Here is a 23,336-nt window from a genome sequence, read left to right as displayed (position 1 = left end):
CGACGATCACTCTCGGAACCTCGGCGCGCCAAGGGTCTTTGGTCCCCGCCGCCCGGCCCAACTCCTCTGTGGACAGCGCCGTTCCCCGGCGATTCTGGTGGGTGAACCGGTCCGGAACGGCGGAAGGCGCGAGAGATGAATATGCCTGCTGACCGCGTCGCACGCTGGTGGCGCGTGCTCGTTCCCGGCCGTGGTTCGGTGGCGCGGCTTTCCGATCGGGCGCAGGCCGGTCTTCTTCTCGGGGTGGTTCTGGTGGCGCTGGCTGCGGTCCCGTTCGCGGCCGCGGCGGGCTCGGAGCTGTACGGGACGCAGAAGCCGGTCTCGGCGGAACAGGTGGCGCAGCGCAGTCTGGTGACGGCAGTGCTGCTGGCCGACGGCCCGGCGACCACGGTGAGCGGGCGCAGCGGCGTCGTCGCGAACTCCGCACCGACGGACGCGGCCTGGCCGGCACCGGACGGGTCGCGCCGAGTCGGGAAGGTGGCGGCCGACGAGGGCGCGCGGCGCGGCGAGCAGCTCTCGATCTGGGTCGACCGGGCCGGGAACCCGGTGCCGCCGCCGCTGAGCGCCGCGGCCGTGCTGGTCGACGCGGTGTGCCTGGCGCTGGGGTTGTGGGCGTCGGTGTGCTTGCTGCTGGCGCTGGGATACGGCACCACGGTGTTCGCGCTGAACCGGCACCGGATGGCCGAGTGGCAGCGCGAATGGGACGTCGAACAGGAAAAGCGCACGCACCCGTGACCGAGGGTTTCAGGATCGCTGGTACACCCGCGCCTCCAGCGGTTGCAGGACGTCGTCCACGGAGTACCGAGGGGTCGCCGGCAGCGGGTCCGCGTTGGCCGGAGCCCAGCCGATGCGCAGGACCAGCTGCGGGAACGCGCCGGAGGTCACCTTCCCCTCGACGGTGCGGCGGACGCCGGGCAGTTCGAGCGGTTCGGTCAGCGGGCAGCTGGCGAGGCCGAAGCGGGTCGCGGTGAGCAGTGCGGCGCTCGTAGCCTCTCCAGCGCGCAGCCGGGACAGGCGGTCGTCGGACGCGGTGCTCAGCACGAGCAGCACCGTTTCGTCGTCCTCTCCGAGGGCTTCCTCGATCGCGGTGGCCAAGCAGCACCGCTCGGCCTCCTCGGCGACACACACGACAACGCCTTCCTCCGCGACAGCTTCGGCGATCCCCGCGAGATGCCTGCGGGGCACGCGCCAGGAGCTGTGCCGCCGCCGATCCGTGCGGCGGAGGGGGATCGCGGCAGCGAGCGCGACCTCGTCGAGGGTCGGTTCGTGCCGGTGGAGTTCGACGGCCGCGAGGTGGTCGGGATCGGCCGGGTCGGGCAGCCGGTGCGTCTCGGCGCGCCAGCCGAGCGCGGCGAAGGCGATGCGGAGGTGGTGCAGCGCGGCCCCGCAGCTGAGCACCAGATCCCGCTCGTCCGGAACGGTCCCGGCCGGGGGCCGCGACGCGTCGGCATAGAGGTGCAGGGACCGGTAGCCGACCGCGAAGCGCCAGGGCTGGGCGTTGTGCGCCGACGGGGCGCGGACGGCCATCCCAACGGCGGTGGTGACGGTGGAGGCGGCGGGGAGTCCGCGTTCCATGGCGACCTTCTTCGTCTCGTCCGATGCTCCGGCCACCCTGGCAGCAGCTCGATGTCCTGGGCAGGGCCGGAATTCCCCGGACCGCGGGACTTTGGCCGCCGCGCCGGTTTGCCCCGGCGCGATCTTTGCGGCATCTTTACGCCTGGAGTGCCGGGAAGTCTGGTCGGCCCGCTCGTGCCCAGCCGGGCGACGAGCCGGACGACCGACCCCGAGGAGCCCCCGATGACCGTTCTGCCGCCGGCGCCGCTGTCAGGTGTGCGGAAAGAAATCCCGAGGTCCGGCGGAACGCTCCGGCGCGCCGTAGCCTGGGGGCATGCGCGCAGCGGAGCTGGCCGAGGAGTTCCCGGTCGTCGGCCTGGACTCGGACGCGCTGGCGGCCGCCCGGCTGCTGGCCGAGCGCAGGCTGCCCGGGCTGGTGGTGACGGAAGAGTCCGGGTGCCCGCATTCGGTGCTGCCCGCCTCGGACGTCGTGCAGTTCCTGGTGCCGCCCTACGTGCGCGACGACCCGTCGCTCGCCGGGGTGCTCAGCGAATCGACGGCCGACCGGGTCGCGGACAAACTGGCCGGCCGGACGGTGCGCGAGCTGCTGCCCGCCGAACCGCGCGAACTGCCGAGGGTGGACGCCGACGACACGATCGTGGAGGTCGCCGCGACGATGGCCCGGCTGCGCTGTCCGCTCGTAGCGGTCATGCGGGACCGGACCCTGCTCGGCGTGGTGTCCGCGTCGCGGCTGCTGGAGCTGGCTTTGGCGCCTCGCTGACCCGGGCGGCCCACCGGTGAGCACGGTCATCGCGGTCGTCGTGTTCGTGGTGGCCTACGTTTTCATCGCGACCGAGAAGATCCCGAAGATGACCGCCGCCCTGGCCGGGGCGGGCGTGGTGCTCGCGACCGGGGTGAGCGGTTCGGCGGACGCGTTCTTCTCCGAGGACACCGGCGTCGACTGGAACGTGCTGTTCCTGCTGCTCGGCATGATGATCATCGTCGGGATCCTGCGCCGCACCGGCGTGTTCGAGTTCGTCGCGATCTGGGCGGCCAAGCGCGCCAAGGGATCGCCGCTGCGGATCATGCTGCTGCTGGCGCTGATCACGGCGGTCGCCTCGGCGTTCCTGGACAACGTGACCACGGTGCTGCTGATCGCGCCGGTGACGCTGCTGGTGTGCGACCGGCTCGACATCAGCCCCGCGCCGTTCCTGATCGCCGAGGTCCTCGCGTCCAACATCGGCGGCACCGCGACCCTCATCGGCGATCCGCCGAACATCATCATCGGCAGCCGCGCGGGGTTGTCGTTCAACGACTTCCTGGTCAACCTGACGCCGATCGTCGCGATCGAACTCGTCGTGCTGGCGCTGGTGCTGCCGTGGCTGTTCCGCGGCTCGTTCACCGTCGATCCGCAGCGGGTCGCGGACGTGATGGCACTCAAGGAGCGCGAGGCGATCCGGCAGCCGAAGCTGCTGATCAAATCCGGGATCGTGCTGCTGCTGGTGTTCGCCGGCTTCGTGCTGCACTCGGTGGTCCACCTGGACCCGTCAGTGGTCGCACTGCTCGGCGCCGGCCTGCTCGTGCTGGTTTCGGGCACGCAGCCGAAGCAGTACCTCGACGGCGTCGAATGGGAAACGCTGCTGTTCTTCGCCGGCCTGTTCATCATGATCGGGGCGCTGGTCAAGACCGGCGTGATCGACTGGCTGGCGAAGCTGGCCGCCGGCGCCACCGGCGGGAACGCGCTGCTGGCGGTGTTCCTGATCCTGGGCGTGTCCGCGCTGCTGTCCGGCGTGATCGACAACATCCCGTACGTGGCCACGATGAGCCCGCTCGTGCTCGCGCTGACCAACGACATCCCCGATCCCGCGCACTCCGAGGCGCTGTGGTGGTCGCTGGCGCTGGGCGCGGACTTCGGCGGCAACATGACCGCGGTCGGGGCCAGCGCCAACGTCGTCGTGCTGGGCATCGCCGCGCGATCGGGCACGCCGATCTCGTTCTGGGAATTCACGAAGAAGGGAGCGGTCGTCACAGTGATCACGGTGGCGGTCGCCGCGCCGTACCTGTGGTTGCGCTACTTCGTGTTCTGATCCGCGCTCCGAGGGGCTGCCTGCTGGACGGCGGGCCTGTCGGGCGGGGAGCGGTGTGCGGTCTGTGAGGGGCTCCTTGAGGGAATCAGATTCCCTGAAGGTTCCCTTCACAGACTCACGTAAATGGTCAGATGGGAATCAATCGGGCATCTTTCCTAGCTTGGCGTCCCGTGTGGACAGTCGGCAGGCTGAGGCCGCTCGGCTTAAGTCCCTGGCATGGGAATCCAGGCCCGCGAGGGCCCTTCAGGGACTTCTGCGGCAACGCCGGGGAGGACTAGCGCCCCAATGTGGCATGGGGTGCATGCGACGCACCCGATGCCACATTGGGTGCGTCGCATGCGCAGCCAGGCGGGCATCAATCGGGCATTCCGGTGGCGTTGAAGTCCTTTATGGACGGTCAACAGTCCGCGGCGACGCAGCCTAAGTCCTGGCATCGGGCCTCTGCGGGAGCGGGGCCCGCCAAGGTGTGAGCGAGACCGCAACACTGTCCATGGACAACTGTTGCATACTGCACCGATGTCTTCGGGGATAAGCGGTCTCGTCGTGCCCGCGCGGCAGCCGGTCGGCCGGTGGGTGCGGGAGAGCCGGACCGGGCTGGTCGTGCTGGCGGTGCTGATCGGTGCGGGCGCGGGTTTGGGCGCGGTGGTGTTCCGGTGGCTGATCACGTCGTTCACGCACGTGTTCTCCGGGCACGAGGACTACTCGGCGGCCGGCCGTGCGGCGCATCCGTGGTTCCCGGCGCTGGGGCCGTGGTTCCTGCTGCTGGCCCCGGTGGTCGCGGGCCTGGTGTACGGGCCGCTGGTGCACCGGTTCGCCCCGGAGGCGCGGGGGCACGGGGTGCCGGAGGTGATGTACGCCGTCGCGGAGCGGGGCGGGCGGATTCCGGTGCAGGTGAGCGTGGTGAAGGCGCTGGCGTCGGCGTTGACGATCGGCTCTGGCGGTTCGGTGGGCCGGGAGGGGCCGATCGTGCAGATCGGGTCCGCGCTCGGCTCGGCGCTCGGCCGGACGGCGCGGCTGCCCGAATCACGGCTGCGGGTGCTGGTGGCGTGCGGCGCGGCGGGCGGGATCGCGGCGACGTTCAACGCGCCGCTGGCCGGTCCGTTCTTCGCGATGGAGCTGATCCTGCGCGATTTCGCCGCCGAATCGTTCGGGGCGGTGGTGCTCGCGAGCGTGACGGCGAGCGTGGTCGGGCGCGCGGTGCTGGGCAACGCGCCGTTCCTGGACCTGCCGCCGTTCACGCTGCGGAGTCCGGTGGAGTACCTGCTGTTTGTGGCGCTGGGCCTGGTCGTCGGCGCGTGCGGGGTGCTGTTCACCCGGGCGCTGTACTGGATCGAGGACCTGTGCGACCGCCTGTGGCGGGGCCCGGAGTGGCTGCGCCCGGCCGTCGGCGGGCTCTTCCTCGGCGGGCTGCTGCTTGCGCTGCCGCAGATGTACGGGGTGGGCTATCCGGTGCTGCAGAACGCGGTCGAGGGGCACTACGTCTTCGGGTTCCTGCTGGTGCTGCTGCTCGGGAAGATCGTGGCGACCAGCCTGACGATCGGGATCGGCGGCTCGGGCGGGGTGTTCGCGCCGTCGCTGTTCATCGGCGCGATGGCGGGGACGGCGTTCGGGATCGGGGTGCACGCGTGGCTGCCGTCGGTGACCGCGTCGCCGGGCGTGTACGGGCTGATCGGCATGGGCGCGGCGTTCGCGGGCGCGGCGCGGGCCCCGATCACGGCGGTGATCGTGCTGTTCGAGCTGACCGGGCAGTACACGGTGATCCTGCCGATGCTGACCGCCATCGTGATCGCGACCGCCGTGAGCCGCGCGCTGAGCCGGGACACGATCTACACGCTCAAGCTCCGTCGCCGCGGCATCGACCTGGACCAGCATCCCTCCGCGCGACGGCTGGCTGGCACCAAAGTCTCGGCCGTCACCGAGTCGCTGCCGGAGCCGCTGCGCGAAGACTTGCCGCTGGAGCTGGCCGCGCACGCGCTGGCGTTGTCGGGCCACGGAATCCTGCCGGTTGTCGACGAGGATGGCCGGTACCAGGGCTGCGCCACCGCCCGCGCGGTCGCCGAGGCGGTGGCTGACGACCACGCGGGCCGGGTCGGGGACCTCGCCGAGCTGCCTCCGTTGGTGACGAGCGATTCGACGCTTGCCGACGCGCTTGACGCACTCGCGCAGGCTCCGGGGACCGGTCTTCCGGTGCTGACCGGGGGCGATGAGCTGACCGGGTGGATCACGCATCAATCGGTGCTCACCGCGCTGGAACCTGCGGGGATTGGGAGGTGAGAGAGCGACGGTCGTGAAATCCTCAGCGCGTGACGATGGAGCAACTCGCCGACGCGGCGCGCACTGGCCGTGAACTCGACCTGACCGGCAGCGAACCGCTCGACGCTGCCGTTCTCGTCGAACTGCTCGCCGCCGACCGGCCGCCGCGCGCGGTCCGGCTCCGGGGCGCCCGGATCGTCGGCGAGCTGGACCTCGGTGCGATGACGATCGACTGCCCGCTGGCGCTGGAGCAGTGTGTCTTCACCGGCGCGGTCCGCCTCACCGAAACAGAGGCGAAGTCGATCGGCCTGCGCGGGAGCCAGGTCGGCTACCTCAGGGCGGACAACGTCCGGACCACCGGGTTTCTCGACCTCGCCGAGATCGAGGTCGCCCGCGGGATGAATCTCAACGGCGCGCACATCGGCCGGGATCTGTACCTGACCCGCGCACGGCTCCGCCATCTCGAGAAGACCTCCCTGCTGGCCATGGGCATCGAGGTCGGCGGCAACCTGGCTGCCCGCGACCTGACCGCCGAGGGCGAATTGGCCTTCACCGACACGGCGATCGGCGGGCATTTCGACTTCTCCGGCGCGAGCGTGCGCAACCCCGGCGGCACCGCCCTGACCGCGGACAACCTCCAGGTGGGGACCTCCCTGCTCGCCGAAAGGTTTTCCGCCGCCGGGGCGGTGTTCCTCAGCGGGGCGCGGGTCGGCGGGAACCTGGTCCTCGACGACGCGCGACTGTCCAACCCGGACGCTTTCGCGCTCTCGGCGGACCAGATTTCCGTGGCGCACGACATTTCCTTCCGGAACGGATTCTCGTCCGACGGCCCGATCCGCCTGATCGAGGCGCGGGTCGGCGGCCGGGTGGTGTTCGACGGATCGGTGACGACCCGGCAGTATCCCGCGTTCGTCGGCGACGGCATCCACGTCGAGGGCGACCTGGAGTTCCGCAGGGACTTCACGGCCGACGGCGAAATTCGCCTGGTGGACGGGAGGATCGGGCACAAGCTCCGGTTCGTCGGGACGAGCACGGTGCCCGCGGGCGGGGCGGCATTCGAACTCAGCTCCGCGCAGGCGGACATTCTCGAACTGCTGCCCGCGGAACCGTTTCGCGGCCAGGTCGACGTGGTGCGCACCCGGGTCAACGAACTGTTCGACGAGCCGGGCCGCTGGCCGTCCGAGCCGGGGCTCGCCGGGTTCGAGTACCAGATCCTGCGCAACGAGGGCGCGAGCGTGCGGCAGCGTCTGTCGTGGCTGCGCAGCGACGGATTCGGCTACTCTCCGGCCGGCTACGACCAGCTGGCCGCTGCTTACCGGCGGCGCGGGCGCGTGGAAGCCGCGCGCCGGGTGCAGGTGGCCAAGCAGTGGCGCCGCAGGCGGGTCCTGAACCCGCTGGGCAAGCTCTGGAACTGGTTGCTGTACTTGACAGTCGGCTACGGCTACCGCACCTGGCTGGCCGGTCTGTGGCTGGTGCTGCTGGTCTCGTTCGGGACGTCGCTGTTCGGCGGCGCCTACCGGTCGGACATGCGGGCGGCGGCCCCCTCCGGGCCCGCGTTCCAGCCGATCGCCTACTCGCTCGACGTGCTCATTCCGATCGTCGACCTCGGCCAGAAGAAGGCGTGGTACCCGCAAGGCCCCGCGCAGGTCTGGTCGTGGGTCTTCACCGGCGCGGGCTGGGTGCTCACCACCGCGGTGGTCGCCGGGCTCACCAACGCGCTGAAACGGGACTGAGTCAGCCGCGCGCCCGGGGGAGTTCGACGACGAACCGCGCCCCGCCGCCCGGCCGGTCCTCCGCCCAGACCCGGCCGTCGTGGCGGTGCACGTGTTCGGCGACGATCGCCAGTCCGAGCCCGGTTCCCGCGTCCGGATCCCGCCGTCCGGCGTGCACTCCGCGGGAGAACCGCTCGAAAATGCGCTCCCGGAGTTCCTCTGGGACCCCGTCGCCAGCGTCATCGACCTCTAGCCGGACGACGCTGTCCCGCGCGTAGGCGGCCACCCGTACCGCGCCGCCGCCGTAGCGCGCCGCGTTGTCGAGAAGGTTCGCCAAGACCCGGTCGAGGCGTCGGCGGTCGGCGGCCACCAGCAGCGGTTCAGTAGCGAGGTCCAGCGCGGGACGCGGGGCCGGGCTGCTCGCGACGCCGCCGCGCACGAGCGCGCCGAGGTCGACCAGTTCGCGTTCCTCGCCGTTGTCCGCCTGGTCGACCGCCGAGATCTCCAGCAGGTCGAGCACCATGCCGCGGAACCGGTGCAGTTCGGCCAGCAGGAGCTGCAGCGCCTTTTGCGCGGGCGGGGGCATGGCGTCGCGGCGGCGGTCGAGCACTTCGGCCACCGAGGTCATCGTGGTGAGCGGCGAGCGGAGTTCGTGGCTGACGTCGGCGGCGAACCGGGCGTCGCGGCGGACGCGCTGCTCCAGCGCGGCGGCGGTCGAGTTGAAGGTCGCGGCGAGCGGGGCGAGGTCCGGGCCGGACTGTTCGGGCAGCCGGGCGCTGAGGTCGCCGCGGGCGATCCGGGCGGCGGTCTCGGTGAACGCGGCGAGCGGCCGGAGCGCGCGCTGGGCCGCCCACGCGCCGAGCACGACCCCGAACAGGCCGCACACCACCGTGCCGGAGAACAGGATCATCCGCAGGTTCTGGAAGGTCCGTTCGAGCCCGAGCAGCGGATGCAGTTCGACGTAGAAGCCGTTCGGGATGGCGAGCGGTTGCGCGACCGCGAGAACCGGGATCCCGTCGGCGAGGAAGCGCTCGTGCGCGGGCGCGCCCGCGTGGACCCGGGTGAGCAGGCCGGGCGGCAGGTCCTCGGGGGCGACCGGGCGTCCGGCGGTGCGCCAGCCGCCGGGAAGGGACACGAGGATGGTCGAATGCGGCCCGGCGGCGAGCGCGGGCAGCAGTTCGCCGAGACCGTCGGGTTGGTCGCGGACGGCGTTGTCAACGAGCCGCGCGTTGACCCGGGAATGGCGGTCGGCGCTCAGCTGGCGCTGGCTGAGCAGGTACCCGGTGGCCAGATGCCAGGTCGCCGCGCACAGTGCGCTGACGACCACCACCAGCCCGAGCCCGAACGCCGCGGAAACCCGCCAGCGCAAGGAAAGCCGGGGCGAAGACCCGCGGTTCACGGCCGGGGCTCGGCGCGGTAGCCGATTCCCCGGACGGTCAGCACGAGGCGCGGACAGTCGGGATCCGGTTCGACCTTGCGCCGCAACCGTCTGATGTGGACGTCGAGCAGCCGCGTGCCGCCGAAGTAGTCGCGTCCCCAGATCCGCTGCAGCAACTGCTCCCGCGTGACCACCTCGCCCTCGGCGGCGGCCAGCTCGGCCAGCAGCCGGAATTCGGTGCGGGTGAGCCGGATCGGCGCACCGTCGCGGGACACGGTTTCGTCGTGGGTGCTCAGCAGCAGATCGCCGACCTGAAGACAGCACCGCCGGACCGGCGCGGCCCGCCGCAGCAGCGCCCGGATGCGGGCCGCGAGTTCGCCGGCGACCAGCGGCTTGGTGACGTAGTCGTCGGCGCCGGCCTCCAGGCCCGCGATGACGTCCTGGCTGTCGGCGCGGGCGGTGATGATGATGACCGGCAGGTCGCCGCGCACGCGCAGCTCCTGGCAGACGGCGAGCCCGTCCATCCCGGGCAGCATCAGGTCGAGCAGGACCACGTCGACGCGCGCGGTGTCGAGTTTCTCCAGCGCTTCTTCGCCGGACGCGGCCTGCGTCACGGCACAGCCCTGATCGGCGAGCGCGAGGGAAAGCGCCGCGCTGATCAGGGCGTCGTCCTCGACCAGCAAGACTCGCACCGTCATCGGGCCGCCCTCCGCCGCAGAACCTTGCCCTAGAAATTGTTGCCTATCGCGGCAAGAGCGGGCCGGGTGCGGATTCCGGCGCGGGCAGCGAGATCCGGCGGGATTTCGGTGGTGCGCTGGCGGCGCGGTTGAGGTGCGCCTGCCGGGCGGTGCGAGCGCGAGGGAATCTGATTCCCGTGCCAGGGATTCAAGCTGCGCGGTCCCACGCCTGCTCGACCATCCACAAAGGACGCCAGAACTGCCGAAATGCCCGATTGGCACCCGTGTGACCATATCCGGAGGTCCGTGAGGGGAACCCTGGGGGACTCAGAGTCCGTGAAGGTGGCCCTCACGGACGACCCAACCCAGCCCCGCCGACCTGGGCAGGCGAGCTTCAACGAGACCCGCGGCACCGCCTTGAGTCTCTGGTATGGGAATCAGGTCCGTGAAGGACTCCTTGAGGGAATCTGGTTCCCCCATGGAGTCCTTCACGGACCTGTGAATACGGTTATCTGGGCACTAACCGGGCATTTCGTCGGCACTGATGTCCTTTATGGACGGTCAGCACCACCCGCTCAAGGCAGCTGCCGCACCAAGTAATCCCACACCGCCCGCACCGCCCGCGGATGATAGATATGCTCCCGCTTGGCCTGCGACTCCTCCGGCGGCGACCAGCTCGGCCACCCGCCAAAGGACTGCGTCAGCAGCTGCTGTTCGCAAGCCCGCTCCAGCACCACCGCGGCGACTGTCGCGCTCTCCACCGAATCGCCGACCGCGACGATCCCGTGGTTCACCAGGAACACCGCCCGGGCATCGCCGAGTTCCGCTGCCAGGGACTTGCCCAGCGCGGGCGTCAGGATCAGGTCCGCGGTTTCGGTGTAGCGCGGCACCTCGGGCGGCACGAACAGGTTGGCGGCGTGGCTCACCGGCCGCAGTTCCTGTCCGGTCGCGGCTAGGGCGACGGCGTGCGGGGCGTGCGTGTGCACCACCGCGTTGACGTCCGGCCGCGCGGCGATCACCTCGGTGTGGATCGGGTATTCGCTGTGCCGCGGGCCGGTTCCGGACACGACCTCGCCGTCCGCGTTGACGAGCTGCACGCGCTCCGGGGTGACCTCCTCCATGCCCCATTCCGCGGACTTGATCCACACGCCGCGACCGTCTTCGTCGCGGCACGAGACGTGGCCCCAGATCAGGTCGCCTTGTCCGGCGGCGGCCAGGATTCGGGAGGACAGCGCGACGAGTTCCTTTTGCGTGCTCATCGGTGCACCAGCCCGCCGTTGACGCTGAGGGTCTGCCCGGTCAGGTAGCCCGCGTCGTCGCTGAGCAGGAACGCGGCCAGCCCGGTCATGTCGTCGGCTCCGGCGGGGCGGTGCAGCGATTGGGCGCGCAGCATTGCCTCACGTTGTTCCGGGGTCACGGTTTCCCGCGCGACTTCGGTGTAGACCGGGCCCGGCGAAAGCGTGTTGACCCGGATGCCGAATTCGCCGAGTTCGCGCGCCATCGAGAACGTCATGCCGTGCACGCCGCCCTTGCTGGCCACGTAGTGCAGGTAGCCGGGACGGCCGAGCTGCACCGCATCGGAGCCGATGTTGACGACGCTGGCCGACGGCGAAGCTTGCAGCAGCGGTAGAAGCTCCGACACCAGCAGCCACGGGCCGCGGAGGTTGACCGCCATCAGCCGGTCCCATTCCTCGTCGGTGATCTCCCAGAACGGTTTCATCTTGATCGTGGAGAAGATCGCGGCGTTGTTGATCAGGCCGTCGACGCGTCCGTGCGCCTCGGTGAGCTGCGCGGCGAACTCCGCGCAGCTGGCGCGGCTGGAGACGTCGAGTGCGTACGCGCTGGCTTTGCCGGGACCGTCGAACGACGCGGCGGTGGCTTCGACGCCGTCTCGGTTGAGGTCAGCGAGCACCACGGTCGCGCCGTCGGAGACCAGACGGCGGGCGTAGGCCGCGCCGATGCCTTGCGCCGCGCCGGTGACGACGATGACCTTTCCGTCGAGTCCGTTGAGGGTCATGCGAGGCTCCAGCTTCGGTAGGAGGGTTCGCCGTCCGGGACGATCTCGGTGGACAGCAGCGTCAGGCAACCGGGGCAGAACGCCTGGCGCAGCAGGACTTTCCGGTCGACGAACGCGGCGGGATCGGCGTGGACGCCGGGCCCGGCGTCGGTGGAGGGACGTTCGTGGCGTCGTGCGTGCGCCATCGGTTGGGCGGTGGTGTCGCCGATCCGCGTCGCGCAGTGCCGGCAGACGACGGCCCCGGTCGAATCGTCCACGCGGAGGTTGAGGTCGAGGTTCACTGGTGCGCTCCTTCCGGGGGCGTGAGCCCGGCGCGCTCGTACCGCAGCCGATCGCGTTGTGCCGCAGTGGCCGCGAGATCGGGTTGACCGTCGGCCAGCACGACGCCGTAAACGCCGAGGGCGGCGAGCGCGGACACCTTGCCGGCACGAACATCCGCGGCGACGCGTTCGGGCTCGCGGTGCAGCGGGTCGCCGATCCCGCCGCCGCCCTGCCAATGGGTGAAGTAGACGTCCGCTTCGGCGAGATCGGTTTCCAGATGCGGCGGAAGGGTGTCCGCGCTGCCGCTGAGGTCGTCGATCGTCTGCGGGATCCGGCCGTTCGCGAGCTGGTCGCGCACGGTGGTGTCGCGGACGAGGACGTCCCATTGCGTGGCGGCGGGATAGCCGCCGGAAATGCCGGGAGCCTGCGGCACCGCCTTGCCGTTGGCGGAGACGACGAGGTGCACGCTGCGGGTGGGGGAGTCGTAGGGGATGAAGCAGCTCGACGCGCCGACGCCGCCGCGCCACCGGCCCGGTCCGCCGGAGTCGACCTCCTCGCGCCGCCACAGGTAGAGCATCGGGAAGCTGAACTCGTTGATCTCGATGTCGGCGATGCGGCCCATCGGGATGCAGTTCTCGCCGCCGGTGTCGACGCCGTCCCCGTCGACCTTCGCGCCGAGCCCGCCGGACATCGCGTCGCACAGCATCGTGGCGAAACCGCCGCCGCGCTGGTCGACTCCGGCCAGCAGAGTCAGGTCCCAGGTCCCACAGCAGACACTCATCGCCGACCGGCTCAGTTCGGCGTGCGTGCTCAGCAGCTGCGCGACGGTTTCGGACACCGCGTTCTGCGTGGACCAGGCCGAGTTGACCGACGCTTTCCCGATGCCGGCCGGAAAGGTGCAGTTGTTGATCGTCCCGGGCTCGCTGACGATCTCGACGCACCGGTAGATCCCGCCGGGCGACCAGGAGATGTCCGGGCACAGCATGGTCAGCAGGATCGGCAGGATCCCGCCGCGCAGCCCGGCGAGCGTGCAGTTGATGATCCCGTCGACCTGCGGGTCGGTGCCGGTGAAGTCGAAGGTCAGGGTGTCGTCCTGTTTGGACATCGCGACGACGATCTTGTGGATGTCGCGGTCGCCCGCCCGCGCGCCGTCCTGGTGCGCCACGGCCGACCAGGTCCCGTCCGGCAGCGAGCGCAGTTTCGCGCGCAGCTGGGATTCGGCGTCGCCCATCATCTTCTTCATCACGGCCTTGACCGTGTCCGGGCCGTACTTGTCGATGAGCGCGGTCAGCCGGTCCTGCGCGACGTTGTTCGCGCCGATCTTCGCGCGCAGGTCCAGCCCGACCAGCCGGGGCACGCGGGAGCGCCGCAGGTACATGTCCTCCATGTCGGAGCGCAGCCGGCCGCCTTCGACGATCTTGACCGGCGGGATCGGCAGCGCCTCCCAGAACACGTCGTGCCCCTCGACCGACCAACTGCCCGGCGACACGCCACCGAGGTCCACTTGGTGCGCGACCGCGCCGGTCCAGCAGAACAGCTGCCCGTCGTAGAACAGCGGCGCGAGAACGGTGACGTCGTTCTGGTGCAGGCCGCCGCCGATCCACGGGTCGTTGAGCAGGAACTGGTCGCCGGGCGCGATTCCCGGGTTCTCCGCGCGGTGCTCCAGCGTCCAGCGCACGGCCATGTCCAAAGCGGACCCGAGCTGCATGTTGTAGAGCCCGACCTGGACGGTCTCGCCGGTCTCGTCCATGATGCCCGCGCCGAAGTCGTTGCAGTCGGTCACGACGACCGAGCCGGACATCCGCTTGATCGCGTCGCCCATGTCGTCGGTGATCGCGACCAGCCGGTGCCGGACGACCTCGTAGGTGAGCGCGTCGACGTCGGTGGAGCTGACGCGGTGCAGGTTCAGGTCGCCGAAACGGGCTTCCGGGTCGAGGGGAGCGCCGGACTGGACGAATCGTTCGGAGCCGGCGACGGGGATGACGGCCATCAGGAGTGTTCCTTCCGCTCGGGGAAACGGATCACGAGGTTGCCCAGCCGGTCCACGGTCGCCCGGGTGCCGGGCGGCAGCGCGACGGTCGTGGTGGGCGCTTCGACGACCGCCGGACCGGCGATCTCGTGGCCGGTGCCGAGCGCGCGGTAGTCGTAGATCGCGGCGGGTTGCCGTCCGGCGCGCACGTCGAGCAGGACCTCTCGCTCGCCGTTCTTGACCGGCTCGCCGGGCAGGGCGCGGTGCTCGGGCAGCTCCGGCTGGATCTGCAGGATCCCGGTGGCGCGGACGCGGTAGGTGATCAGCTGCAGTCCGGCGTCGGGGAAGCCGGACCCCTTGCCGTACAAGGCTTCGTAGCCCGCTTCGAAGTCGCGGCCGAGCTGCTCGACCGACTCGGCGGTCAGCTCGCCGCCGGGCACCGGGGTCGCCACTTCGGCGAGCTGCATCGTGTAGCGGATGTCGGCTTCGCGTTCGTAGCTGATCGCGGAGAAGGTCAAGCCCTGCTCGGACAACCGGCGTTCCAGTTCGCGTTCCAGGCCGGTGAAGACCTCGTTCGCGGTCTCCGCCGCGACCGGCATCGCCGCCGGCTGCGACTGTTCGGCCGTCAGCACGATGTCGGAGGCCGCCAGCCCGTAGGCGGAGAACACCGCTGCGGTGGAACCGAGCGGGACCACGACCTCCTTGACGCCAAGGTCGGCCGAGTAGCTCGCGCAGTGCATCGGGCCCGCGCCGCCGAACGCGTAGAGGGTGAAGTCGCGCGGGTCCTGGCCGGAGTTGACCACGACCTTGCGGACGAGGTCGGCGGTCTGGGCGTTCTGGATCGCGTAGATCGCCGCGGCGGCGTCCTCGACGGACATCCCGAGCGGGGTGGCCACGACCTTGTCGATGGCGTCCCGGGACAGCTGGACGTCGAGTTTCTTGCGCCCGCCGAGGAAGTTGTCCGGGTTGATGATGCCGAGGACGAGGTCGGCGTCGGTGACCGTCGGCTCCCAGCCGCCCTCGCCGTAGCAGGCCGGTCCGGGGCGGGCGCCCGCGCTGCGCGGCCCGACGCGGAGGTTGCCGCCCGGGTCGACCCACGCGATCGCGCCGCCGCCCGCGCCGATCGTGTGTACGTCGACCATCGGCGTGCTGATCGTGTACTGGTTGAGGATCGTGCTCGTGGTCGTCACCGGTTTGCCGTCCACGACGAGCCCGACCAGGAACGTAGTGCCGCCCATGTCGGTCGAGATCACCTTGTCGTGGCCCAGCGAAGCGGCCATCCGGGTGCAGCCGACGACGCCGCCGGTGAGCACCGAACCGATGGTGGTGATCGCGTGCGCCGGGGCGTCGGCGGCGGTGACGCAGCCGCCGGAACCCTGCATCACCAGCAGCGCGCCGGTGAGCCCGCGAGCGCGCAGCTCGTCCTCGAGCGGCCGCAGGTAGCTGCCGAGGCGCGGGCCGACCTGGGTGTTCATGATCGTCGTGACGTTGCGCGGGTACTCCCGGATCCGCGGGCTCACCTCGCTGGAGAGCGCCACGTACACCTCGGGAGCTTCCTCCTGGACGATCTCGCGGATCCGCTGCTCGTGCGCGGGATTGCGGAACGACCACAGCAGCGAGACCGCGATCGCCTCGGCCCCGTCGGCGAGCAGGTCGCGCACCGCGGCCCGGACGCCGTCCTCGTCGAGCGGGACGACGACGCGGCCCTGGTAGTCCACGCGCTCGTCGATCTCGCGGATCCGGTGCCGGGGCACCAGAGACGCGGGCTTCGCGGTGCGGGCCATGTGCTGGATGTCGTCGCTGCCGAGACCGGCGTAGCGGCCTTCGAGGTTCATGATGCTGATTGAGTCCGCGTGCCCGCGGGTGGTGAGGAAGCCGACCTGCGCGACGTCTCCGGTGACCAGCGCGTTCAGCGTCGAGGTGGTGCCGTGCACGAGATAGTCGGTGTTCGCGAGCAGTTCGCGGACCGGGACGGCGAGTTCGGCGGCGAGGTCGTCGATCGCGGTGAGGAAGCCGGTCGCGAAATCCGGGGGAGTGGACGGGGTTTTGGCCGCGGCGAGCCGGTTGTGCTGGTCGGCGACGAAGGCGTCGGTGAACGTTCCGCCGGTGTCGATGCCGATGACGTACGCCATGAGGGCCCCTTTGCCTTCGATGGTCAGAACATGACGTTGATGGTCTTGGTTTCGGTGTAGCTGAGCAGTTCTTCGAGGCTTTCCTCGCGTCCGACGCCGGATCCCTTGACGCCGCCGAAGGGCACGTTGGGGAAGTGCCGGGACGAGCCGTTGATCCAGACGAACCCGGCCTCGAACGCGCGGGCGACGCGGTGCGCGCGGGTGACGTCGGCGGTCCAGACGCTCGCGGTCAGCCCGTAGTCGACGCTGTTGGCGATGCGGACCGCCTCGGTCTCGTCGCCGAACGGGATGACCGACAGCAGCGGCCCGAACACTTCCTCGCGGGCGATCCGCATGTCCGGGCGCACGCCGGTGAAGACCGTCGGGGCCACGAACAGGCCCTGATCAACGCCGGCCGGACGGCCGCCGCCGGTCGCGACCCGCGCCCCTTCGGAGACGGCGATGTCGATGTAGGACAACGACTTCTCGTACTGCGCCCGGTTGATCATCGTGCCCTGTTCGGTGCGCTCGTCGAACGGATCGCCGATCCGGCGCGCCTCGATCAGCTCGACCACGCGGGCGACGAGCGCATCGTGGACGTCCCGGTGCACGAGCAGCCGCGAGTTCGACCCGCAGGACTGGCCGGACCAGGTGAAGTTCATGCCGAACACCGCTCCGGCGGCCGCGGCTTCGAGGTCCGCGTCCGGGAACACCACCATGGCGTTCTTGCCGCCGAGTTCGAGACTGACGTCCTTGACGCCGCTTTCCGCCGCCGCGCGCTGGATGGCGCGCCCGGTGGGCTCGGAGCCGATGAACCCGATCCGCCGCACTTCCCGGTGGCGCACCAGCGTATCCGGCACCGCCGGTCCGTCGCCGACGAGCACCGAGAGCACGCCGGGCGGGAAGATGTCGCTGGCCAGCTCGGCCAGCCGCAGCGCGGACAGCGGCGCGGCCTCCGGCGGCTTGAGGATCGTCGGGTTGCCCGCGACCAGCGGCGCGGCGATCTTGCCCGCGAACATCAGCGGATGGTTGTAGGGCACGATCCGCGCCACCACGCCGACCGGTTCGCGCGTCGTCACGTGCAGCGCGTTGCTGGCGGGCACCGTCGTGCCCTTCAGCTCCAGTGCCTGTCCGGCGAACATCCGCAGCTGCGCCACAGTGACGCCGACGTCGACGCGCGAGTTCGAGATCGGCGAACCCGCGTCGACCGTGTCGAGCAGGGCCAGTTCCTCGCCGTGGCGTTCGATGGCGTCGGCCAGTTCGGCGACCAGCTTCGCCCGCTCCACGGGAAGGGTGTCCCGCCAGGCCTCCCGTGCGGCGGCCGCGGCGCGCACCGCTTCGTCCACGTCGTCGGGTCCTGCGTCGGGGACCTCGGCGATCTCGGTGCCGGTGTAGGGGGACACCCGGGCGAAGGTGGCGCCGGACCGGGCCGGGACGAGCTTGCCGTCGATGAGCAGGCGCCACTCGCGGTCGAGAAGTTCGGCGACCCGGGTCGGAATCTCCGGGCCGGAATGTGCTTCGAGCATCGTCGCTCCTGCGCTTCCTGAGTCCCGCGGGGACCTGGAGCCCCGCGTGCCGTCGACCCATGCTAACCCCGGGTCCTTGCCGAAAGTCCAGCCTGCGGACTCCAATTCTGTTCTCAAGAAATAAGGTCAGCTATTTTCGCCGGAGCCACCCATAGATGCCCTGGTCCAGATACTCTGTCTGCTATGCAGACATCCGAGGCTGGCCCGGCGCGTCCCGCTCCGCAGTACCCGATCGAATCCGTGGACCGCGCGCTGCGGCTGCTGCGGATGTTCAGCGCCACCAGGGAACTCCGGCTGTCGGACGCGCGGGACGCGCTCGGCGTGGGCCAGTCGACCGCGCACCGGCTGATGGCGATGCTGGTGCACCACGGGTTCGTCGACCAGGACCCGGCCAGCCGCGTCTACCGGGCCGGGCCGGCGCTGGTCGAGATCGGGCTGTCGGTGGTGAACCAGATGGACCTGCGCGCGGTCGCCCGGCCGGTGCTGCAGTGGCTGTCCGAGACGACCGGCGAAACCGTGCATCTCGGTACGCTGGAAGGAAATCAGGTGCGGTTCCTGGACGTGATCGAGAGCGACCGGGCGCTGCGGGTGGCCGGCCGCGTCGGCCGCACCCTGCCCGCGCACGCGACGAGCCTCGGCAAGGCGATGCTCGCGCAACTGGCGGACGACCAGATCGCGCAGCGCTACCCGAACGACGCGCTCGGCCAGGTCACCACCAAGACGATGACGAGCCGCAGCGCGCTGCTGGCGGAAATCGAACGCATCCGGCGGCGCGGTTACGCGCTCAACGCGGGAGAAAGCGAGGACGGCGTCAGCTCGATCGGCTGTGCGGTCGCCCGCCCGGACGGCCCGCTGCTGGGCGGGCTGAGCGTCGCGGCCCCGACCGGCCGGATGACTAAAGCCCAGCGGGACGAGCACGCGGTCGCGCTGGTGGAGGGCTGCCGAAGGCTGGCGGAGAAGCTGTCGTGAGTGGCAATCCCGGTTCTAACCGGGATTGCCACTCACGAGACCAGCGGCGACGCGGACTCTCGCTAGGCCTACGCGCTCGGGGCCTGCTGCGACGGCGGTGGCGGTGGCGCAACGCTGGGAAGCCGCGCGGCCTGCTGGTGCCTCGTGAGTGGCAATCCCGGTTCTAACCGGGATTAGCACTCACGACCCCATTCAGCGGCACCGGCTCGAACATCGGCGGCTCGTCTTCCGGGAACAACGCAGTCGGGCCATACAGCCAGTCAGTGAACGCGTAGTCGTCGATCGCACGCTCCCGCAGCAGGACATTGCGCTGCGACCGCTCGACTCCGTCCAGATGCCACAGATTCCCCCATGCACGCGCGGTCAGCACGACCCGGCGGCAGTGCTCCGTCCGGACTGCCTCGTACGCGGCCAGCACACCGTCCCAATCCTCCGTGCCCAGCCGCTTCACGTGCTCCGACAGGACCCAGCCGTCCTCGATGGCCATGATCGCGCCCTGGGCGAGGTACTGCAGCGGCGGGTGCGCGGCGTCGCCGAGCAGGGCGAGCCGGCCGCCGACCCAGGTGGAGATCGGGTCGCGGTCGTACATGCGCCACCACTTGTCGCGCCACATCCGCGGGATCCCGGCGCGCACCTCGTCGCAGGTGGCCGCGAAGGCGGTGTCCAGCTCGTCCGGCGTGCCCCAGTCGACGAGCCCTGCCACCGCCTTCGGCGACTCGAAAACGGCTACCTGGTTGAGCAAATCCCCGCCGCGGAGTCCATAGTGGACAAAGTGGCAGCGCGGGCCGACGTACACCACGACCTCGGACAGATCCACTGGCCGCCCGACCTCCGAGATCGGCACGGTGCCGCGATAGGCCACGTACGCCGAGGAAACCGGCTGGTCGTCCGCGAAGAGCTTGCGTGCCGCGGAGTGCAGACCGTCGGCGGCGAGCACGACCGGCGCGGTGTGCACGGTGCCGTCGTCGGTCACGGCGGTCGCGGGGTCCTGCGTGTACGACACGATCCGTTGCTCGGTCAGCAGTTCCACGCCCGCGTCGCGGCAGGCGTCGAGGAACAGCCGGTGCAGGTCGCTGCGGTGGATGACCAGGTACGGGAAGCCGTAGCGCCGTTCGAGGTCGCGCAGGTCGAGCGCGGTCAGGTCACGTCCGTCGACGGCGTCGCGCATCACCATCCGGTCCGGGACGACGCCGCGCGCCTTCGCGGTGTCCAGCAGGCCGTAGGCGTCGAGGATCCGGGTGCAGTTGGGGGCGAGCTGGATGCCGGCCCCGACCTCGCCGAACTCCTTCGCCTGCTCCAGGACCCGGACCCGCAGGCCGAGCCGGGCCAGCGCGAACGCGGTGCTCAGCCCGCCGATTCCGCCGCCGGCGACGAGCACGTCAGGGGTGTCCATCGGGCTCTCCTCACAGCCAGGGGCCGAGGTCGGGGACCCCGGCCAGCGAATGCGGGCGTCCGGCGAGGTACGCCGCGACGTCGGGCAGCGGACCGTCCGGCACCGTGTCGAGACCGCGCTTGACCCGGATTTCGGCGGCGAGCGCGGACAGGAACGCCTCCGGCAGGTCGGCGAACGTCAGCCCAGTGCCGAGGTCGGTCGCGTGCACGCACACCTCGCGGGCCCGCAGCCATGGGATCTCGGTCGCGGGAACCGTCCGGCCCTGAGCGGTGACCACCTCGGCCCGCCACTGTTCCGGGGTCAACGACGCCATCCCGGAGGCCAAGGAGCGCGCCGAGCCTTGCAGCCAGGACGTCAACCGTGCTTCGGACAGCTGGGCACCCGCTTCGATATCGGCGTTGCGCTGGTCCGGCGAGGCGTACATCGGCGTCCGCTCGCCGGTCCGGGCCCAGTGCACGAGGTTGCCGAGGGCGTCCGCGTTGGCGGCGACGTGCGCCGCGAGATGCTTGCGCGTCCAGCCGGGCAGTGCGCTCGGTCCGGACAGATCTGTCGCGTGCGCGAGGAAAAGCTCGGTCCCGAACGAGACCCACTGGCGCGCTTCACCGGAGGCCATCAGGAGTCCTTGACGATCTGGTTCACGCACGCGCCGAGCCCGGCGATCTCGGTGACGACGGTTTCGCCGCCGGTGAGGTAGACCTTCGGGTCGCGGGCGTGGCCGACGCCGGCCGGGGTGCCGGTGGCGATCAGGTCGCCCGGGTTGAGCTGCACGATCGTGGAGATGTAGCGCACCAGGGCCACCGGGTCGAACAGCAGCGTTCCGGTGTGGTCGCGCTGCATGACGCGACCGTCCACAATGGTCTTCACCTCGAGCGCGGGCCGGACGCCGCCGACCTCGTCCGGCGTGACGACGTACGGGCCGACCGGCGTCGAGGACTGCCAGATCTTGCCCTGCGTCCACTCGATGGTGCGGAACTGCCAGTCCCGGACGGAAATGTCGTTCATGACGGTGAACCCGGCGATCGCCGCGCCGGCCTCGTCCTCGCCGGCCCGCCGGACGGTCTTGCCGACCACGACGACCAGCTCGACCTCCCAGTCGAGCGCGTCGGTCTCGGGCGGCTTGACGATCGGGTCGGCCGGGCCGGTCAGGGTGTCCGCGAACTTCGGGAACAGCGTCGGGTACGCGGGGAGTTCGCGGCCCATTTCCTTGATGTGGTTGGTGTAGTTGTGCCCGACACAGACCACTTTGGACGGATTCGGCACGACCGGGGCGAGGTCTGCGCCGTCGGCGGGCCAGGTCTCGCCGGTCGCCTGTGCGGCGTGCGCTGCCCAGTCGTCCTGGGCGAACAACGCGCCGAGATCGGGGTAGCCGAGGTCGACGAGCGTGTCTCCGTCGAGACGGACGGCGCGCGTGCCGCCTTCGACGCGGAGGGTGGCGAGCTTCATCGGAGGGTCTCCTGACGGTTGAGATGGAGCGCCTCGAACACGGGCGCGTCCGAGAAACGGAACAGGTCAAGGGCACCGGAGTCGGAATCCGTGGCACCGGCCTCCGACTTCACGGAAAACGGCTGCCACGACGGGACGACGAACAGGTCCCCGCGCGAAACCGTCCACGAGGTGCCGCCGACGGTCACCGTGCCGGAGCCGTCGAAGACCTGGCAGACCGACGATCCGGTCTCGCGCACCGGCGCGGTCTCGGCGCCCCGGGCGACCCGGTGGAACTCGGCGCGGATGGTCGGCAGGACGTCGGAACCGTTGTGCGGATTGGAAAACCGGACGGCCGCGTGTCCGGGCCCGACCGTTCCGCCGTAGCCCTCTTTCTCCAGTTGCAGCTGATCGCGCAAGGCGGCGTCGGTGTGCTCCCACTTGTACGCCAGCAACGGCGACCCCGGCGCGACCGTGCCGACCGACAGCGGCCGCAGCCCCGGATGCGCCCACAGCCGTTCGGAACGAGACCGTTCCGGCGTGGTCCGCTCGGCCGTGCTGATCTCCTCGCGGCCGAACTCGAAGAACTGCGCGTCGATGCCGTACTGGAACGGGATGTCGAGGCCGTCGATCCAGGCCATCGGCTCGCGGGTGGCGTTGTGGTGCGCGTGCCAGTTCCAGCCCGCTTGCGGCAGGAAGTCGCCGCGCCGCATCGGAACCGCGTCGCCGCCGACGACCGTCCACACGCCGGAGCCCTCGACGACGAACCGGAACGCGTTCTGCGTGTGCCGGTGCTCGGGCGCGTCCTCGCCGGGCATGAGGTACTGGATCGCGGCCCACAGCGTCGGGGTGGCGAACGGACGGCCGCCGAGCCCGGGGTTCGCGAGCGCGATCGCCCGCCGTTCCCCGCCGCGCCCGACCGGCACGATCTCGCCCGCCTGCTCGGCGAGCCGGAGCAGGTTCGCCCACCGCCACCGGTGCGGCACCGCCTGCGAGCGCGGCTGCCCGGGCATCAGGTCGCCGATCTCCGTCCACAGAGGAACGAGCAGCTCCTTTTCGAAGCCGCGGTACAGGTTTTCGAGAGCGGGCGTGACCGCCGGCTGGTCCGGTGCGTCGACCGCGGCGAGCCGAACGGGAGTCCGCGCTGGAGTGCTGGTCATGGGGTTATGGTGAGCTGATCCCGGTCTGCGGAAAACGGGTTTCTGCTGTGCGGAAAGGTGCGCCCCGATGGAGAAACGGTTCAAAGCCCCGCCGCCGTACGCCGTGGCCAGCGTCGACAACGCCCTGCGGATCGCGGCGATGCTGCAGCTCGAAGGCCCGTTGACGGTCTCCGAGGTGGCCGAGCGGATCGGCGTCGCGCCCTCGACCGCGCACCGGCTGCTGGCGATGCTCGTGTACCGGGATTTCGCCGTCCAGGACGCCAACCGGGCCTACCGGGTGGGCCCGGTGCTGGAGCTGGCGGCGCACTCGCAGTCCGCGGCGTCGAAGCTGCGCGCGGCCGCGCTCCCGCACCTGCGCCGGCTGGTGGACCTGCTGGACGAGTCGGTGAACCTGACCGTCCGCACCGGCGACACGGCCCGCTTCATCGCGAGCGTCGAGTGCTCCCAGGCACTGCGGGTCGGTTCCCGCGAAGGGATGGTCTTCCCGGTCCACCAGACGACGGCCGGTCTGCTGCTGCTCGCCGAACTGCCGCCGGAACAGGTCGAGGAGCTTTACGCGGTGGACAAACCCGGCGAACGACCGGATCCGGCGGAGCTGCGGGCTGATCTGGCGCGCGTGCGGCGCAGCGGTTTCGCGCTCAACCAGGGCCGTTCGGAACGGGGAGTGGCCGCCGTCGGAGTCCCGGTGCACGGGCCGGACGGCACGGTGGTGGCCGGGTTGTCGGTGTCGATGCCGAGCGTGCGGTACCGGAAGGACCAGCTGCCGAACCTGGTGGCGGCGTTGCGCGCGACGGCGGCGGCGCTGGAGTCCGACCTGCGCGGCTGACGGGCGGGCAAACGGCAGCCT

At 70.7% G+C, this 23,336-nt stretch carries 20 protein-coding genes; 7 read left to right on the top strand and 13 right to left on the bottom strand.

Translation table 11 applies throughout. From position 1 onward, the window contains the following. Window positions 1-135 precede the first annotated feature (135 nt). Window positions 136-735, top strand: coding sequence for an Rv1733c family protein (locus tag ACFSVL_RS14875; protein ID WP_378304445.1), 600 nt, complete (start codon window positions 136-138; stop codon window positions 733-735). A 9-nt stretch (window positions 736-744) separates the two neighbouring features. On the opposite strand, the gene ACFSVL_RS14870 is transcribed toward ACFSVL_RS14875, so the two are convergent. Beyond that, a complete protein-coding gene (locus ACFSVL_RS14870) occupies window positions 745-1,575 on the bottom strand; it encodes an NAD(P)H nitroreductase (RefSeq protein WP_378304683.1) in 831 nt (276 codons plus the stop codon). Between the two features lie 313 nt (window positions 1,576-1,888). Here ACFSVL_RS14870 and ACFSVL_RS14865 point away from each other — a divergent pair, with 313 nt between their 5' ends. From ACFSVL_RS14865 to ACFSVL_RS14850, 4 genes are all read left to right on the top strand, one after another. Continuing rightward, complete coding sequence (locus tag ACFSVL_RS14865; RefSeq protein ID WP_378304443.1) at window positions 1,889-2,335, top strand: CBS domain-containing protein; 447 nt, start codon at window positions 1,889-1,891, stop codon at window positions 2,333-2,335. Between the two features lie 16 nt (window positions 2,336-2,351). Next, entirely contained in the window at window positions 2,352-3,641 is a 1,290-nt protein-coding gene (locus ACFSVL_RS14860; protein WP_378304441.1) for an ArsB/NhaD family transporter, read from the top strand. A 516-nt stretch (window positions 3,642-4,157) separates the two neighbouring features. Further along, a complete protein-coding gene (locus ACFSVL_RS14855; protein WP_378304439.1) occupies window positions 4,158-5,915 on the top strand; it encodes a chloride channel protein in 1,758 nt (585 codons plus the stop codon). A gap of 29 nt (window positions 5,916-5,944) precedes the next feature. Then, entirely contained in the window at window positions 5,945-7,627 is a 1,683-nt protein-coding gene (locus tag ACFSVL_RS14850; protein ID WP_378304437.1) for a hypothetical protein, read from the top strand. A 1-nt stretch (window position 7,628) separates the two neighbouring features. Here ACFSVL_RS14850 and ACFSVL_RS14845 read toward each other — a convergent pair whose 3' ends face one another. The 8 genes from ACFSVL_RS14845 to ACFSVL_RS14810 all read right to left on the bottom strand — a co-directional run bounded on the left by ACFSVL_RS14845 (window position 7,629) and on the right by ACFSVL_RS14810 (window position 17,545). Next, window positions 7,629-9,005 carry a sensor histidine kinase gene (locus ACFSVL_RS14845; RefSeq protein WP_378304435.1) on the bottom strand — a complete coding sequence of 459 codons (1,377 nt, stop codon included), beginning with the start codon at window positions 9,003-9,005 and terminating at the stop codon, window positions 7,629-7,631. Further along, window positions 9,002-9,682: a response regulator transcription factor gene (locus ACFSVL_RS14840; protein ID WP_378304433.1), complete on the bottom strand. Its 681-nt coding sequence runs from the start codon at window positions 9,680-9,682 to the stop codon at window positions 9,002-9,004. Before ACFSVL_RS14840 ends, ACFSVL_RS14845 begins: the two co-directional genes overlap by 4 nt. A gap of 554 nt (window positions 9,683-10,236) precedes the next feature. Continuing rightward, the gene (locus ACFSVL_RS14835) at window positions 10,237-10,920 is read right to left on the bottom strand and encodes a class II aldolase/adducin family protein (protein ID WP_378304431.1); all 684 of its coding nucleotides are present in this window, start codon (window positions 10,918-10,920) and stop codon (window positions 10,237-10,239) included. Further along, a complete protein-coding gene (locus tag ACFSVL_RS14830; protein ID WP_378304429.1) occupies window positions 10,917-11,678 on the bottom strand; it encodes an SDR family NAD(P)-dependent oxidoreductase in 762 nt (253 codons plus the stop codon). The genes ACFSVL_RS14835 and ACFSVL_RS14830 overlap by 4 nt, the downstream gene beginning before the upstream one ends. After that, complete coding sequence (locus tag ACFSVL_RS14825; protein WP_378304428.1) at window positions 11,675-11,959, bottom strand: hypothetical protein; 285 nt, start codon at window positions 11,957-11,959, stop codon at window positions 11,675-11,677. The genes ACFSVL_RS14830 and ACFSVL_RS14825 overlap by 4 nt, the downstream gene beginning before the upstream one ends. Beyond that, entirely contained in the window at window positions 11,956-13,929 is a 1,974-nt protein-coding gene (locus tag ACFSVL_RS14820; RefSeq protein ID WP_378304426.1) for a hydantoinase B/oxoprolinase family protein, read from the bottom strand. The genes ACFSVL_RS14825 and ACFSVL_RS14820 overlap by 4 nt, the downstream gene beginning before the upstream one ends. Continuing rightward, window positions 13,929-16,040, bottom strand: a complete 2,112-nt coding sequence (locus ACFSVL_RS14815) for a hydantoinase/oxoprolinase family protein (protein ID WP_378304424.1) — start codon at window positions 16,038-16,040, stop codon at window positions 13,929-13,931. Before ACFSVL_RS14815 ends, ACFSVL_RS14820 begins: the two co-directional genes overlap by 1 nt. Before the next feature lie 23 nt (window positions 16,041-16,063). Continuing rightward, window positions 16,064-17,545: an aldehyde dehydrogenase family protein gene (locus tag ACFSVL_RS14810; RefSeq protein ID WP_378304422.1), complete on the bottom strand. Its 1,482-nt coding sequence runs from the start codon at window positions 17,543-17,545 to the stop codon at window positions 16,064-16,066. A 183-nt stretch (window positions 17,546-17,728) separates the two neighbouring features. Here ACFSVL_RS14810 and ACFSVL_RS14805 point away from each other — a divergent pair, with 183 nt between their 5' ends. Next, entirely contained in the window at window positions 17,729-18,514 is a 786-nt protein-coding gene (locus ACFSVL_RS14805; RefSeq protein ID WP_378304420.1) for an IclR family transcriptional regulator, read from the top strand. Window positions 18,515-18,677: 163 nt separating this feature from the next. Here the strand turns inward: ACFSVL_RS14805 and ACFSVL_RS14800 are convergent, their stop codons facing one another. Genes ACFSVL_RS14800 through ACFSVL_RS14785 form a run of 4 tightly spaced genes read right to left on the bottom strand, consistent with a single transcriptional unit; the run spans window position 18,678 to window position 22,489 of the window. Beyond that, the gene (locus ACFSVL_RS14800) at window positions 18,678-19,907 is read right to left on the bottom strand and encodes an FAD-dependent monooxygenase (RefSeq protein ID WP_378304418.1); all 1,230 of its coding nucleotides are present in this window, start codon (window positions 19,905-19,907) and stop codon (window positions 18,678-18,680) included. 10 nt (window positions 19,908-19,917) lie between these two features. Then, window positions 19,918-20,520 carry a maleylpyruvate isomerase family mycothiol-dependent enzyme gene (locus tag ACFSVL_RS14795; RefSeq protein ID WP_378304417.1) on the bottom strand — a complete coding sequence of 201 codons (603 nt, stop codon included), beginning with the start codon at window positions 20,518-20,520 and terminating at the stop codon, window positions 19,918-19,920. Further along, the gene (locus ACFSVL_RS14790) at window positions 20,520-21,350 is read right to left on the bottom strand and encodes a fumarylacetoacetate hydrolase family protein (RefSeq protein ID WP_378304415.1); all 831 of its coding nucleotides are present in this window, start codon (window positions 21,348-21,350) and stop codon (window positions 20,520-20,522) included. The genes ACFSVL_RS14795 and ACFSVL_RS14790 overlap by 1 nt, the downstream gene beginning before the upstream one ends. Then, on the bottom strand, window positions 21,347-22,489 hold the full coding sequence (locus ACFSVL_RS14785; RefSeq protein WP_378304413.1) for a cupin domain-containing protein: 1,143 nt from the start codon (window positions 22,487-22,489) through the stop codon (window positions 21,347-21,349). Before ACFSVL_RS14785 ends, ACFSVL_RS14790 begins: the two co-directional genes overlap by 4 nt. A gap of 67 nt (window positions 22,490-22,556) precedes the next feature. On the opposite strand from ACFSVL_RS14785, the gene ACFSVL_RS14780 reads away from it, so the two are divergent. Further along, window positions 22,557-23,315, top strand: a complete 759-nt coding sequence (locus ACFSVL_RS14780) for an IclR family transcriptional regulator (protein WP_378304411.1) — start codon at window positions 22,557-22,559, stop codon at window positions 23,313-23,315. The last annotated feature ends 21 nt before the right edge of the window (window positions 23,316-23,336 follow it).

The sequence above is a fragment of the Amycolatopsis silviterrae genome (assembly GCF_042684085.1).
Lineage (GTDB): Bacteria > Actinomycetota > Actinomycetes > Mycobacteriales > Pseudonocardiaceae > Amycolatopsis > Amycolatopsis silviterrae.
This window is presented reverse-complemented; position numbering and strand designations above follow the sequence as displayed.

Coding starts and splice junctions, on each gene's coding strand:
- ACFSVL_RS14875 (WP_378304445.1), top strand. CDS start 136: ATGAATATGCCTGCTGACCGCGTCGCACGCTGGTGGCGCGTGCTCGTT.
- ACFSVL_RS14870 (WP_378304683.1), bottom strand. CDS start 1,575: ATGGAACGCGGACTCCCCGCCGCCTCCACCGTCACCACCGCCGTTGGG.
- ACFSVL_RS14865 (WP_378304443.1), top strand. CDS start 1,889: ATGCGCGCAGCGGAGCTGGCCGAGGAGTTCCCGGTCGTCGGCCTGGAC.
- ACFSVL_RS14855 (WP_378304439.1), top strand. CDS start 4,158: ATGTCTTCGGGGATAAGCGGTCTCGTCGTGCCCGCGCGGCAGCCGGTC.
- ACFSVL_RS14840 (WP_378304433.1), bottom strand. CDS start 9,682: ATGACGGTGCGAGTCTTGCTGGTCGAGGACGACGCCCTGATCAGCGCG.
- ACFSVL_RS14835 (WP_378304431.1), bottom strand. CDS start 10,920: ATGAGCACGCAAAAGGAACTCGTCGCGCTGTCCTCCCGAATCCTGGCC.
- ACFSVL_RS14830 (WP_378304429.1), bottom strand. CDS start 11,678: ATGACCCTCAACGGACTCGACGGAAAGGTCATCGTCGTCACCGGCGCG.
- ACFSVL_RS14820 (WP_378304426.1), bottom strand. CDS start 13,929: ATGGCCGTCATCCCCGTCGCCGGCTCCGAACGATTCGTCCAGTCCGGC.
- ACFSVL_RS14815 (WP_378304424.1), bottom strand. CDS start 16,040: ATGGCGTACGTCATCGGCATCGACACCGGCGGAACGTTCACCGACGCC.
- ACFSVL_RS14810 (WP_378304422.1), bottom strand. CDS start 17,545: ATGCTCGAAGCACATTCCGGCCCGGAGATTCCGACCCGGGTCGCCGAA.
- ACFSVL_RS14805 (WP_378304420.1), top strand. CDS start 17,729: ATGCAGACATCCGAGGCTGGCCCGGCGCGTCCCGCTCCGCAGTACCCG.
- ACFSVL_RS14800 (WP_378304418.1), bottom strand. CDS start 19,907: ATGGACACCCCTGACGTGCTCGTCGCCGGCGGCGGAATCGGCGGGCTG.
- ACFSVL_RS14795 (WP_378304417.1), bottom strand. CDS start 20,520: ATGGCCTCCGGTGAAGCGCGCCAGTGGGTCTCGTTCGGGACCGAGCTT.
- ACFSVL_RS14790 (WP_378304415.1), bottom strand. CDS start 21,350: ATGAAGCTCGCCACCCTCCGCGTCGAAGGCGGCACGCGCGCCGTCCGT.
- ACFSVL_RS14785 (WP_378304413.1), bottom strand. CDS start 22,489: ATGACCAGCACTCCAGCGCGGACTCCCGTTCGGCTCGCCGCGGTCGAC.
- ACFSVL_RS14780 (WP_378304411.1), top strand. CDS start 22,557: ATGGAGAAACGGTTCAAAGCCCCGCCGCCGTACGCCGTGGCCAGCGTC.